Source organism: Pediococcus damnosus (genome assembly GCF_001437255.1).
Classification (GTDB): Bacteria; Bacillota; Bacilli; order Lactobacillales; family Lactobacillaceae; genus Pediococcus; species Pediococcus damnosus.
This window is the reverse complement of sequence record NZ_JQBD01000056.1, coordinates 1-12,954: the sequence shown is the minus strand read 5'-3', so window position 1 is coordinate 12,954 and position 12,954 is coordinate 1. Positions and strand designations below refer to the sequence as shown.

At 37.6% G+C, this 12,954-nt stretch carries 14 protein-coding genes; 13 read left to right on the top strand and 1 reads right to left on the bottom strand.

The window, feature by feature from the left end:
• Both IV84_RS07335 and IV84_RS07330 read left to right on the top strand, forming a co-directional pair.
• Positions 1–387 (top strand): glycine betaine ABC transporter substrate-binding protein (locus IV84_RS07335; protein ID WP_275472454.1); only part of this gene is annotated, 387 nt, incomplete at its 5' end.
• A 2-nt stretch (positions 388–389) separates the two neighbouring features.
• Positions 390–1,061, top strand: coding sequence for an ABC transporter permease (locus IV84_RS07330; protein ID WP_046872151.1), 672 nt, complete (start codon positions 390–392; stop codon positions 1,059–1,061).
• A gap of 1 nt (position 1,062) precedes the next feature.
• Here the strand turns inward: IV84_RS07330 and IV84_RS07325 are convergent, their stop codons facing one another.
• A complete protein-coding gene (locus IV84_RS07325; RefSeq protein ID WP_141306296.1) occupies positions 1,063–1,377 on the bottom strand; it encodes a hypothetical protein in 315 nt (104 codons plus the stop codon).
• A 180-nt stretch (positions 1,378–1,557) separates the two neighbouring features.
• Here IV84_RS07325 and gmk point away from each other — a divergent pair, with 180 nt between their 5' ends.
• From gmk to IV84_RS07270, 11 genes are all read left to right on the top strand, one after another.
• Complete coding sequence (gene gmk, locus IV84_RS07320; RefSeq protein ID WP_046872153.1) at positions 1,558–2,172, top strand: guanylate kinase; 615 nt, start codon at positions 1,558–1,560, stop codon at positions 2,170–2,172.
• Position 2,173: 1 nt separating this feature from the next.
• A complete protein-coding gene (gene rpoZ, locus IV84_RS07315) occupies positions 2,174–2,383 on the top strand; it encodes a DNA-directed RNA polymerase subunit omega (protein WP_046872154.1) in 210 nt (69 codons plus the stop codon).
• A gap of 77 nt (positions 2,384–2,460) precedes the next feature.
• Positions 2,461–3,675: a bifunctional phosphopantothenoylcysteine decarboxylase/phosphopantothenate--cysteine ligase CoaBC gene (gene coaBC, locus IV84_RS07310; RefSeq protein ID WP_226997396.1), complete on the top strand. Its 1,215-nt coding sequence runs from the start codon at positions 2,461–2,463 to the stop codon at positions 3,673–3,675.
• Positions 3,676–3,688: 13 nt separating this feature from the next.
• The gene (priA, locus tag IV84_RS07305) at positions 3,689–6,103 is read left to right on the top strand and encodes a primosomal protein N' (protein ID WP_056986330.1); all 2,415 of its coding nucleotides are present in this window, start codon (positions 3,689–3,691) and stop codon (positions 6,101–6,103) included.
• Positions 6,104–6,118: 15 nt separating this feature from the next.
• A complete protein-coding gene (fmt, locus tag IV84_RS07300; protein WP_046872156.1) occupies positions 6,119–7,069 on the top strand; it encodes a methionyl-tRNA formyltransferase in 951 nt (316 codons plus the stop codon).
• Complete coding sequence (gene rsmB, locus IV84_RS07295) at positions 7,066–8,397, top strand: 16S rRNA (cytosine(967)-C(5))-methyltransferase RsmB (protein ID WP_046872157.1); 1,332 nt, start codon at positions 7,066–7,068, stop codon at positions 8,395–8,397. Before fmt ends, rsmB begins: the two co-directional genes overlap by 4 nt.
• 6 nt (positions 8,398–8,403) lie before the next feature.
• Entirely contained in the window at positions 8,404–9,147 is a 744-nt protein-coding gene (locus tag IV84_RS07290) for a Stp1/IreP family PP2C-type Ser/Thr phosphatase (protein ID WP_046872158.1), read from the top strand.
• On the top strand, positions 9,148–10,638 hold the full coding sequence (gene pknB / locus IV84_RS07285) for a Stk1 family PASTA domain-containing Ser/Thr kinase (RefSeq protein WP_056986329.1): 1,491 nt from the start codon (positions 9,148–9,150) through the stop codon (positions 10,636–10,638).
• Between the two features lie 15 nt (positions 10,639–10,653).
• On the top strand, positions 10,654–11,571 hold the full coding sequence (gene rsgA, locus IV84_RS07280) for a ribosome small subunit-dependent GTPase A (RefSeq protein ID WP_056986328.1): 918 nt from the start codon (positions 10,654–10,656) through the stop codon (positions 11,569–11,571).
• 2 nt (positions 11,572–11,573) lie between these two features.
• Complete coding sequence (gene rpe / locus IV84_RS07275) at positions 11,574–12,230, top strand: ribulose-phosphate 3-epimerase (protein WP_056986327.1); 657 nt, start codon at positions 11,574–11,576, stop codon at positions 12,228–12,230.
• On the top strand, positions 12,230–12,874 hold the full coding sequence (locus IV84_RS07270; RefSeq protein ID WP_046872162.1) for a thiamine diphosphokinase: 645 nt from the start codon (positions 12,230–12,232) through the stop codon (positions 12,872–12,874). The genes rpe and IV84_RS07270 overlap by 1 nt, the downstream gene beginning before the upstream one ends.
• Positions 12,875–12,954: the final 80 nt, after the last annotated feature.

The window sequence follows — 12,954 nt, the reverse complement described above, 5'->3', positions numbered from 1 at the left end:
TTCGTTCAAGTTATTTCTTGCAATCTGCCATTCCAAAAAGTTTATCCAATGCAAATTGGTTTAGTCTATAGTGCCGTTCAGTCCAGAAAAATGAATGCTGTGCTTGGTTATTCAACTGATGGACGAATTAAAAGCTATGATTTAAAAGTTTTAAAAGATAATAAACAATTTTTCCCACCTTATACTGCGAGTCCTATGGCAAGTGATAAGATTTTAAAGGAGCATCCAGAATTGAAACCAGTTTTATTGAAATTAAAGGGAAAAATTTCATTAAGCACAATGCAAAAACTTAATGCTGAAGCTGATAATGACCTAATTGAACCACAGGTGGTTGCAAAACGGTTTCTAGAGCAACATAACTATTTTGATGGGAAGGATGGTAAATAAAAATGGAACATTTAAATATTTTTCAACAGCTAATTTACTATTTCTCACATAATGGTATGTATGTCCTAGCACAGTTTAATCGACATTTTTTAATTTCAATTTACGGAGTATTGTTTGCGGCTATTGTAGGGATTCCATTAGGAATTTTAATTGCACGACACAGCAAACTAAGCTCAGTCGTAATTGGGATTGCTAATGTCATTCAAACTGTGCCATCATTAGCTATGCTATCAATTATCATGCTGGGCTTAGGTTTAGGGGTGAACACAGTCATCGCGACCGTATTCTTATATGCTTTGTTACCAATCATCAAAAACACTTATAGTGGTATGCAAAGTGTGGATCCTAGTATTTTGGATTCTGGCAAGGGGATGGGAATGACACGTTTCCAGCGTTTGTATATGGTTGAACTACCACTTTCAATGTCAGTGATTATGGCTGGAATTCGAAATGCTTTGGTACTGGCAATTGGAATTACTGCAATTGGGACCTTTGTGGGTGCAGGTGGTCTTGGGGATATTATTATTCGTGGGACGAATGCAACTAATGGGGGAGCAATTATTTTAGCTGGTGCTTTACCAACTGCTTTAATGGCTATTATTTCTGATTTGGTATTACAATGGGTACAAAATCGCCTTGATCCTGCTTATAAGCGATCTAAACAAACTAAATAAGTTAGCTAACGCGTTTCAAAAAACGGATGTTAGTTAACTGAAGTAAGTATGTGATATTTTGATGATCGCTCGATAAAATGAATCTATCTTCAGATATGGCTGTCAAGAAACCAGTAGTTTCATAAATGGCTTCAGTCCCATTAATTTGAATAGTTACTAAATAATGATCTTGAATAGCTCTTTTTAAGAAAGCATTCAATTGAAATAGGGGCATTTGGGGTTCAATGCCCTTAAGACTTGGTTCTGAAAACAGTTTTTGATATGAATTAGAAACGAAATTAGATATGTGATTATTATTATGTTGTAAATTTTCCATGATTTCCACCTCGAACATTTGTTTGCCTCTTCATTATACGAACGAACGTTCACAATTGCAATATTAAATATAAAACATTTTTTAAAATCCACAAAATCGCGTCAGAGCCTTGATTGAAGCTTGAAAAGACTGTTTAAAAAAGCGATAATAAGAGTACATTATATTTAGGAGATTTTAATTATGGCAAAAAGAGGGATGCTTATCGTTTTATCCGGACCATCTGGAGTTGGTAAGGGAACGGTACGTAAGGCAATCTTTGATCAGGGTGGCAATGATTTTCAGTATTCGATTTCAATGACAACGCGAAAACCCCGTGAAGGCGAAGTGAATGGTGAAGATTATTACTTTGTTTCCAAAGAGGAATTTGAGCATAACATTGAGACTGGTCAAATGTTGGAGTATGCAAAGTACGTTGATAATTATTATGGAACACCCTTGAAGTATGTCAATGAAACGTTAGATCGTGGCAAAGATGTTTTCTTGGAAATTGAAGTGAACGGAGCTTTACAAGTAAGAAAACGATTGCCTGAAGGAGTTTTTGTATTTTTAACCCCTCCCGATTTGATGAAATTAAAACAACGCATTATAAATCGTGGGACGGAAGATATGGAAACCATTAACAAACGGATGACAAAAGCTGTCGAAGAGATTCGAATGATGCAAGACTATGATTTTGCCGTCGTTAATGATAAAGTTGAGAATGCGGTTGAAAGTATTAAAACAATTATAAAAAGTGAACGATTCCGAGTTGAAAGGGTCTTTCCAGAATATGAAGAAATGTTAGGAGATAAATAAAATGATTTTATATCCCTCAGTTGATGATTTATTGGAACGCGTAGATTCACGTTACTCTTTGATTATGCTAGCAAGCAAAAGGGCTCATGAATTGGATGCTGGTTCGCAACCTCTTTTGGATAAGTACGAATCAACAAAAAGTGTTGGAAAAGCACTTGAGGAAATTGTTGCAGGTGACATTGTGATTGATCCTGATAAAACAGAATTTTAATGATAATTTGATGTAAGGTCTGAGAGAAATTTCTTTCAGACCTTTTTTCAATTTTTTAGTAAGCGAGGAGAATGACTATGTGGAAAAATAAACACATTACATTTTTTATAACAGGCGGAATTGCAGTTTATAAAACTGTGGAACTGATTCGTACCTTCCAAAAAGCGGGAGCAGAAGTTCGGGTGGCCATGACGAAAACGGCAACTCAATTTGTAAGTAAAAACACTTTTCAAACCATTAGCAAGCACACTGTGCAAACTGATTTGTTCGAACAAGCCACACCTGCAGCCGTGGCTCATGTAGAATTGGCCGATTGGACGGAACTTGCAATTGTGGTACCAGCAACCGCAAATATTATGAGCAAAATGGCTGTTGGAATGGCTGATGACTTTGTAAGTACGACGCTTTTAGCACTTTCTGTCCCTGTCGTGATTGTTCCGGCAATGAATGTGCATATGTGGAATAATGCTGCTACCCAAAGGAACGTTCAAGCTTTGAAAAATGATGGTGTTCACGTTATGGAGCCAGATGACGGGCCACTTGCGGAAGGCTATTCCGGCAAAGGACGTTTTCCAGACACCATGGCAATTTTTGACTACGTCACTAATCTGTCAGAAAATTTAGTTAATTCGAAACTAGCTAAATTTAATGGCAAACGAGTCCTTATCACTGCTGGCGGCACTCGTGAATATATTGATCCAGTTCGCTATATTTCTAATAAATCGTCTGGTAAAATGGGGTATGCATTAGCTAAAGTTGCTCAAAAAAATGGTGCATCAGTTACCCTAATTTCGGCGAATGTAACTTTGCCAGTTCCTCAAGGAGTTAAACTTGTTCAAGTGGAGACAGTTGCAGAGCTATCAAAGGCTGTTCATTCCTATTTTGCAACTACAGATGTGTTCATTATGGCAGCTGCAGTTTCTGATTATCGGCCCATTCACTTTGTTGATCACAAAATAAAAAAGTTGGCTGAATCTTCTAATTTAACGATTAAACTTGAAGAAACTCCTGATATTTTAAAAAGTTTAAAACAAGTCCGAACAAACCAAATTGTGGTTGGATTTGCAGCTGAAACTAATGATCTTCTTGATAATGCGAAAAAAAAGCTGGATTCTAAAGGTGCGGATATAATCGTGGCTAATGACGTTTCTCAAGCAGACATTGGATTTGGTTCAGAAGATAACGCTATCACAATTTTACAGCATGATACCGAAAATATTAAAGTTTCTAAGGCTAATAAACGAATTATTGCGAGAAAAATTTTGGAAGTAATTGCAAAACGATTTACATAAAGCAGGTGAAAAGATGGTTCAAATTGCCAAAGTAATTGTTGACGTGCCCACTATGCAAACAAATAATCCCTATTCGTATTTGATTCCAACCCAGATTGAAAATGACATCCAAGTTGGAATGCGTGTGGTTGTGCCATTTGGTAACGGTAATCGAAAAATTCAGGGATTTGTTGTTGCACTTGAAACTAAAGCTGAAGAAAAGAATCCTCTCAAAAGTATTGAAAGTTTAATGGATTTGGAACCAGTTTTAAATCCAGAGCTTATTAAAATGTCTAGTTGGTTAGCGGATAGTACTTTTTCCTTTCAAATCACCTGTCTTCTAACGATGTTGCCAAATGTTATGCGGGCAAAATATACTAAGCAGTTGAAAATCATCGATTCTCAAGTTTCAATTGAAGATTTAGCGACTATCTTGCCTGAATCTGATTGGGATGATTTCCAACCGGATCAATTAACTTCAAAACAGCAAAGTGATTTATTGAAACTACGAAAAAAGAATCAAATTGAAATTATTTATAAAGTTAAAAACCAAGCACATTCTAAGCAAGTATTTCAAATTAAGTCACAAATAAATTCTGAAAACGAATCTAAAATTTTGAACTCCCTTCGAAAAAATGCAACCAAAATTCGTGACCTCGTTCACTATTTAGCGGCGCATCCGAATGAAATTAAACAAACTGAAGTTGAAAAAAAATTAAAGATTACGGCTGCCACGATTAAGAGTGCCGAAGAACGTGGGTGGCTTATCCGTAAAAAAGTCGAACAATACCGGGATCCTTATGCAACAAACGCGAAATTGACTTTACCACTGAAACTGAATTCAGAGCAACAAAGTGCATTGGATCAAGTAACTGACAGTATAAAAAAGCAGCAGGCACGAACCTTTTTATTAGAAGGGGTTACTGGAAGTGGAAAAACAGAGGTCTATTTGCAAGCAATTGCCTATGCATTAGCACAAAATAAAACGGCTATTATGCTGGTGCCAGAAATTGCCTTAACGCCCCAAATGGTTAGTCGGGTTAAAGGCCGGTTTGGGAAACAAGTGGCTGTTTTACACAGTGGCCTTTCGGATGGCGAGAAATACGATGAATGGCGAAGAATTAAACGACATGAAGCTCAAGTAGTGGTTGGCGCTCGATCAGCGATTTTTGCACCGATTGAAAATGTGGGTGTCATTATTATTGATGAGGAACATGAAACCAGTTATAAGCAAGATGATACGCCTCGTTATCATGCCAGAAATGTGGCGCAATGGCGGAGTGACTATCATAATTGTCCCTTGGTGCTGGGCAGCGCAACTCCTTCACTGGAGTCTAGAGCGCGTAGTGAACGGCATGTTTATCAATTGCTTCGATTACCGGACCGAATTAATGGTCATCCGTTGCCAGAAGTGAAAATTATCGATATGCGGGAAGAATTACAGAGTGGTTCGAATCAAAATTTCTCGGATCCGTTGTTGGCGGCCATTAAGGATCGTCTGAATTTAAAACAACAAAGTATTTTAATGCTAAATCGGCGGGGTTATTCTTCATTTATCATGTGTCGGGATTGTGGGTTTGTTTTAAAATGCCCAAATTGTGATATTTCATTAACTTTGCATATGGACAGTCGCCGAATGAAATGTCACTATTGTGGTCATGAGGAGCCAATTCCTAAGCAGTGTCCAAATTGTCACAGTGAGAAAATCCGTTATTATGGAACGGGGACTGAAAAGGTTGAAAAAGAACTTCAGGCTCAATTTCCAGAAGCCCGAATTTTAAGAATGGATGTTGATACGACGAGACGGAAAGGCTCCCATGAACGAATTTTACAAAAGTTTGGCCGTCAACAGGCTGATATCTTATTAGGAACCCAAATGATTGCTAAGGGCTTAGACTTTCCCAATGTGACCTTAGTTGGAGTTTTGAATGCAGATACAGCTTTGGAATTACCAGATTTCAGATCGAGTGAACGAACTTTTCAGCTTTTAACTCAGGTTAGTGGTCGCGCAGGGCGAGCTGACAAACTTGGTGAGGTATTTATCCAAACATTTAATCCAGATCATTATGCGATTCAACTTGCCAAGACCCAAAATTATGAAAACTTTTTCCGAAAAGAAATGTATATTCGCCATCAAGAAAAATATCCGCCATATTATTTTACACTTCAAATTACTGCAGCTCATAAGGAAGAAAAAGTTGCGGCTCAAAAGATGTATACTGTTTTAGATGAGCTTAAACCAGCACTAAGTTCGAATGCAATTGTCCTCGGACCAACTCCGAAACCAATTGCGCGGGTTAAAAATAAATATTATTATCAAATTGTGATTAAATATAAAAAAGAACCCCGTTTACACGAGGCGGTCACAAAAATTTTACAGGAGTCTCGGGCTGACTATCGGTTAGGAATTCAGCTTTCCATTGATCCAGAACCACAATCGTTTATGTAGGAGGAATTCAATAAAATGAAATCAATCATATTCATGGGGACACCCCAATTTGCAGCGCCCATTTTAAAAAGTTTAGTTCAAGATGCCAATTATGACGTTGTGGCGGTTGTGACGCAACCAGATCGACGAACAGGACGGAAGCACAAAATGACCATGTCACCTGTCAAACAAGTGGCAGTCGAAAATGATATTCCAGTTTTTCAACCGGAAAAAATTAGTGGATCCGAAGAAATGACAGTTTTAATCAACATGCACGCCGATTTGATTGTAACTGCAGCCTTTGGTCAATTTTTGCCAATGAAATTAATTAACTCGGTCAAAATTGCCGCGGTAAATGTGCATGGCTCCTTATTACCAAAGTATCGCGGCGGTGCACCAGTTCAATATGCTATTATGAATGGAGACCACGAAACTGGTGTGACACTAATCTATATGGTTAAGAAAATGGATGCTGGTGAAATGCTAGCACAAAGTAAAATCCCCATTGAATCTACAGATGATGTCGGTTCTGTGTTTGAAAAGCTAAGCATTTTGGGACGTAACTTATTAATGAAAACGTTGCCTAAGTTGATCGCAGGAGAAATTGAAAGTGTTCCTCAAAATGAAGATGAGGTTACATTTTCGCCAACGATTAAATCAGAGGAAGAAGAAGTTGATTTTTCTAAAAGTGCTAAACTTGTGGATGCCAAAATTCGAGCACTCCGTCCTTTTCCAGTAAGTTATGTGATTCTAAATGGCAGTCGGATAAAGCTATGGCAGGTAACACCATTAACAGAAACAACAGAGCTTTTACCAGGACAAGTAGTGAAAAAAACAAAGCATGAGCTTCTTATCGCTACTGGCGAACATGGCGTGGTGAGTTTGGATCGCGTTCAACCAGCGGGTAAACCACAAATGGACATTACAGATTACTTAAATGGTAGTCAGGAAGCATTCTATGAAGGCGAGCAGGTTATTAAACTATGACAGATAAAGAAAAAAATCCCCGAGCACTTGCAGTTGACGTTTTATTGAGAGTAAGTAAGGGCGCGTATTCAAACATTGAATTAAAAAATACGATTGCTGAAAGCAAATTGTCCCAACTGGATATTAATTTACTGACGGAGATCGTGTATGGCGTAATTCAGCATAAATTAACCTTGGAGTTTGATTTAGCACCTTTTATTGGACATAAAAGAGTAGAAGATTGGGTTAAACAACTTTTACTTTCAGCCGTTTTCCAAATGGTCTATTTAGATCGAGTTCCCACGCGGGCAATTTTTAATGAAAGCATTGAAATTGCCAAAGTGCGTGGGCACAGTGGAATCCGAGCGTTTGTAACGGGTGTTTTACATGAAATGCAAAGAGTAGGAATTCCCGAATTAAGTGCTGATCAGAAGGATTACCGAAGCATCAAATATAGCGTAGCCCCATGGCTCGTTGAACAATTAGACAAAGAGTTAGGCACCACTAAAACTGATCAAATTTTGGAGTCCATTAATCACCCTTCACGACAGGCTGCTCGTGTAAATACAAATGCAACCACACAATCGGAAGTGATTGATCAGTTAAATGAAGATGGTTATCAAGCTGAACCAAGTAAAGTAGCGAAAGATGGCGTCATTGTCACTGAAGGCAGTATTGGTAAGTCACCACTTTTTGGAAATGGTGCTTTAACAATTCAAGATGAAAGTGCCATGCTCGTCGGCGAAGCCATGCAATTGGATCCCGGCATGGAAGTGCTTGATGCTTGTGCTGCTCCTGGTGGTAAAACAACCCATATTGCTCAAAAAATTGGTGAAGAAGGACACGTTCTCGCACTGGACCTTCATCCTAAAAAAGTAGGATTGATCAAGCAAAATGCTAAACGAATGGGTCTTGACGAGCGGGTCACCACAAAAGCATTAGATGCTCGTAAAATTGATTCGATTGTTGAAGATGATTACTTTGACCGAATTTTAGTTGATGCACCATGTTCAGGAATTGGATTAATGCGCCGCAAGCCAGAAATTCGTTATGAAAAGACATTAGAAGATAGTCAGAACTTACATAAAATCCAATTAGGAATTTTAAATGCAATGGCTCCTAAAGTTAAAGATAACGGTATAATAACTTACAGTACATGTACGATATTAGAACAAGAAAATGAAAAGACAATTTCAGCGTTTTTAGAACTTCATCCTGAATTTAAATTGATTCCTACACAGACGGTTAAACATTTAAAAGAAGACCGTTCTGTTCCATATCTTAATATTTATCCGGATGATTTTGGCTCTGATGGTTTCTTTATTGCTTGTTTACAAAAGAGAGCGTGATAATTTGTGAAGTATGCATTTCAATCTGATATTGGTAGCCACCGTGACGAAAATCAAGATTATGTCGGCGTTTTTAAGAATAAAAAGAACGTTTTATTTAGCATCGTTGCTGATGGCATTGGTGGTCGCCAAGGTGGAGATGTGGCTTCAGAAATGGCGGTATCTCATTTAGGGTATTTGTTCCAAAGTACCGATTTTGATGACGTGACTAATGCAATTAAGTGGCTTCAAATAGAAGTTACTCAAGAAAATGATGAAATTTTGGAAACTGCTCAAAAATATTCAGATCTAAATGGGATGGGGACAACAATTGTAGTTACCATTATTTTGGAAAACCAATTTATTGTGGCTCATCTAGGTGATAGTCGTTGTTATTTATTTAAAGGAAACGAATTGAAACAACTTACCTCTGATCATTCATTAGTGAACGAATTAATTAAAAATGGTAAGTTATCACCAGAAGAAGCTAAAAATCATCCCCAAAAAAATATTATTACAAAAACGTTGGGAATCTCAAGTAACTCAGACATTGATGTGCACACTTATGCGTGGAAAGTGCATGATCAACTTCTTTTGTGTACAGACGGTTTAACTAATATGGTGTCAGATCAAACAATTGCAAATATTTTGGGTGGCCCTCTTGAGTTAGAACAAAAATGTTTAAAATTAATTGAATTGACCAATCAAGCTGGTGGCAGAGATAACGTAACTGTGCTCATCATTCAGGCGGAAGATGAGGTGGATAAGTAAATGACACCAAATCAAACGCTTAACGGACGTTATCGAGTTATTAGTTCGCTTGGTGAAGGCGGAATGTCCGATGTTTATTTATCGCGTGACCTTATTCTCAAGCGAGATGTTGCTGTAAAATTAATTCGTTTTGATCTTCAAAATGACGATAAGACGATCCAACGTTTTCAACGAGAAGCACTTGCAACCACAGAAATTGTGCATCCAAATATCGTGAGTGTGTATGATGTTGGTGAAGATAATGGGATTCACTATTTGGTTATGGAGTATATTGATGGTACTGATTTAAAACAGTACATCAAAGACCATTTTCCCATTCCTTATCAAAAAGTTATTGATATCATGGAACAAATTTTGAGTGGTGTGGCAGCGGCTCATGCACACGGGATTATTCATCGTGATTTAAAACCACAAAATGTGTTAATGGATAAGAATGGTAGTGCTAAGATTTCAGATTTTGGAGTTGCCGTGGCCCAGCAAGACCAAACAATCACGCAAACCAATGCAGTTGTGGGATCAGTTCACTATTTATCTCCGGAGCAAGCCCGTGGTCATCTGGCAACCAAACGATCAGATATTTATTCATTAGGAATTATTTTATATGAGATGTTGACCGGGCGGGTACCATTTGAAGGTGAAAATGCAGTTTCAATCGCCATCAAACATTCTCAAAATCAAATTCCTCTTGTTCGTGATTTTGATCCTAGAATTCCGCAGGCCTTGGAAAACGTTATTTTAAAGGCAACCGCTAAGAACCCATTTGACCGATATGCTTCCGCTACTGAAATGGCAAACGATCTTAAAACATCTCTTTCACCGAGCCGTGCGGATGAACCACGTTTTGTAACACAGTCTTCAAATGATCAAACAATTATTGCGAAAGCTTCTCATTTTGGACCTACGGCAATTAAGGATGTTGCCGAAGTTAAGGCCATTTCACAACCAAACAACGAAAAAAAATCAACAAGCACCGTTACTAAAAAAAGACGAAATCGTCATCCATTGAGGAAAAAGATTGCCATCTTCTTGGGGTTATTGACATTATTTATTGTTGGGATTGCCGTTGCCTTTTATCTGAGTTTTCCTAAAGTTGTTTCAATTCCTGATGTCTCTGGGATGACCCAGAATGAGGCGACAGCTGTCTTGAAAAAAAAGAATCTAAAAGTGGGTCAGATTACTCGAACGGGAAATCAAAAAGTTGACTACAAACGGGTTATAGAAACGTTACCCAAAAGTAAAAAGCAAGTTCAAGCAGGGGTCGCAGTTAATATTGTGATCAGTCAGGGACCTAATAGTTATGTTGTTGAAAATTATATTGGGAATTCTTATACCCAAGTAGCAAAAAAGTTACGGGCAAAAGGATTTAAAATCAAAAAAACGAAAGTTCAGACAATGCAGTTTGATCATGGAAAGATTATTTATCAAAGTGTTGTTCCTGACCAAGTCGTTGTTCCGAGAGCAACGACGATTCGTTTTTCCGTCACAGAATAGATTGAGAGGTTTTTAATGCACGGAGGACAAATTATTCAATCACTAAGCGGTTTTTACGACGTTAAAACTGATAATAAGATCTATCGTACAAGGGCTCGTGGAAATTTTAGAAAGCAAAAAATTTCACCACTGGTTGGCGATTGGGTTGAGTTTGAAAGTCAAGCCGAAAATGAAGGATACATCTTAAAAATTGATGAACGACGTAATCAGTTGGTACGTCCACCGTTGGCAAATATTGACCAGGCAGTTGTGGTGACTGCCTGTGTCCAACCCGATTTTTCGACTAACCTGTTAGATCGACAATTGGTAACATTAGAAGAAAAACAAATTAAGCCAATTATTTACTTTACAAAAGGAGATTTAGTTGATGAGAAGCAACAACCTGCTTTCGAGGAAAAGGTTGCAGGCTATCGTAAAATTGGTTATGAAGTTTATTTAGATTGGCAAGCCTTCGACGATGAAGCAATTAAAAAATTAGAAAGTGACTTTGCTAATCAATTAACTATTTTTATGGGTCAAACGGGAGCAGGAAAATCAACATTACTTAATCATATTGATCCGAATTTGGCTCTTCAAACGGGTGAGGTATCAACAGCGTTAAATCGTGGGAAACATACCACTCGAAAAGTAGCATTATTCCCTGTTGGAAATGGACTAGTTGCGGACACACCGGGTTTTTCAAGCTATACGGTATTCGAAATGCAATTAGAAGATTTGAAAGGCTTGTTTCCAGAAATTGCAAATATTGGTTTAAACTGTCGGTTCCGTGAATGTTTGCATATTAATGAACCTAATTGTGCAGTTAAAAAGGCTGTTCAGGATGGGGAAATCATGCAAAGTCGCTATGATAATTATGTTCAATTTTTTAATACGATTAAAGCACAAAAACCTGATTATCAACGGAAAGGTTATACTAAGAAAAGAGGAAAATAAGTATGATTAAAGTAGCCCCATCAATTTTAAGTGCTAATTTTGTTGATTTAAAACCAGACATTGAAGTTGCCCAGTCAGGAGGCGCTGATCTTTTACATATTGATGTGATGGATGGTCAATTTGTGTCGAATCTAAGTTTTGGTCCCGGAATGGTTGAAGCTATTCGACCAATTACCAGTATGCCATTAGATTGCCATTTGATGATTGAAAATCCTGAACGATTTGTGACACAGTTTTGTCAAGCGGGTGCAGATGTTGTGGGTGTTCACGTGGAAAGTACTCCGCATATTTATCGCGCATTAGAGATGATTAAACAACATGGTGTAAAAGCAGAGGTTGCATTGAATCCTGGGACACCAATCAGTATGATTCACGAGGTTTTACCGATTGTTGATCAAGTATTAGTGATGACGGTTAATCCAGGTTTTGGGGGTCAAAAATTTATTTCCCAAATGCTTCCAAAAATTCAGCAGTTAAACCAATTACGTCAAACTGGGGATAACAACTTTGCCATTGAAGTTGATGGCGGAATTTCTGACCAGAATGTTGCATCCGTGTATAAAGCTGGTGCGGATATTGCGGTTGCCGGTTCTTATGTATTTAATAATGAAGATCCAGTTGCACAAATTAAAAAATTGAAAACAAGGACTACGGAATAATGCAAGTTAATATTTTGGCAGGTGGTCCTAGACAACAATACCCAGAAAATCTATTTAATCAGAAGGCTGGTTGGATTGGCGTTGATCGTGGCGCATTGATTTTAATTAAAAATCATATTAGACCACAGTTGGCGGTCGGTGATTTTGATTCAATGACAGTGCAAGAACTTGTAGAAGTAAAGAAGAATTGTTCTGAAATTATTCAGGTAAATCCAGTTAAAGATGATACCGATACTGAATTAGCATTAGCAAGTGCTTTTGAACAATTGCACGCAGATGAAGTTCATTTGTATGGCGCAACAGGTGGCCGTTTAGATCATTTATTGAGTAATATTTTTATGCTTCTAAAGCCCAAATTTAATCAGTATGTTGAACAAGTGAAGATAATTGATCGACAAAATTGTATTTACTTTTTTAACGCCGGTCAGCATTGTATTAATGTCTTGCCAGATTATAAATACCTGTCATTTGTTTCATTAGGAAAGGTTGAAAACCTAACGTTGCCGGATGAAAAATATCAGTTACATAATCAATCTGATCAGTTACCGGTGGCTTACGTAAGCAATGAATTTTTGAAATCAACTGCAAGTTTTAGCTTTTCTAGCGGTACGGTAGCGGTGATTTATAGTCATGATGCGAATTAAACAAAAATTATAACTACAAAAAAAGATTGAAGCAATTGCTTCAATCTTTTGGATCTACACTTTCTGGTATTGGTGAATAA

Coding starts and splice junctions, on each gene's coding strand:
- IV84_RS07330 (WP_046872151.1), top strand. CDS start 390: ATGGAACATTTAAATATTTTTCAACAGCTAATTTACTATTTCTCACAT.
- IV84_RS07325 (WP_141306296.1), bottom strand. CDS start 1,377: ATGGAAAATTTACAACATAATAATAATCACATATCTAATTTCGTTTCT.
- gmk (WP_046872153.1), top strand. CDS start 1,558: ATGGCAAAAAGAGGGATGCTTATCGTTTTATCCGGACCATCTGGAGTT.
- rpoZ (WP_046872154.1), top strand. CDS start 2,174: ATGATTTTATATCCCTCAGTTGATGATTTATTGGAACGCGTAGATTCA.
- coaBC (WP_226997396.1), top strand. CDS start 2,461: ATGTGGAAAAATAAACACATTACATTTTTTATAACAGGCGGAATTGCA.
- priA (WP_056986330.1), top strand. CDS start 3,689: ATGGTTCAAATTGCCAAAGTAATTGTTGACGTGCCCACTATGCAAACA.
- fmt (WP_046872156.1), top strand. CDS start 6,119: ATGAAATCAATCATATTCATGGGGACACCCCAATTTGCAGCGCCCATT.
- rsmB (WP_046872157.1), top strand. CDS start 7,066: ATGACAGATAAAGAAAAAAATCCCCGAGCACTTGCAGTTGACGTTTTA.
- pknB (WP_056986329.1), top strand. CDS start 9,148: ATGACACCAAATCAAACGCTTAACGGACGTTATCGAGTTATTAGTTCG.
- rsgA (WP_056986328.1), top strand. CDS start 10,654: ATGCACGGAGGACAAATTATTCAATCACTAAGCGGTTTTTACGACGTT.
- rpe (WP_056986327.1), top strand. CDS start 11,574: ATGATTAAAGTAGCCCCATCAATTTTAAGTGCTAATTTTGTTGATTTA.
- IV84_RS07270 (WP_046872162.1), top strand. CDS start 12,230: ATGCAAGTTAATATTTTGGCAGGTGGTCCTAGACAACAATACCCAGAA.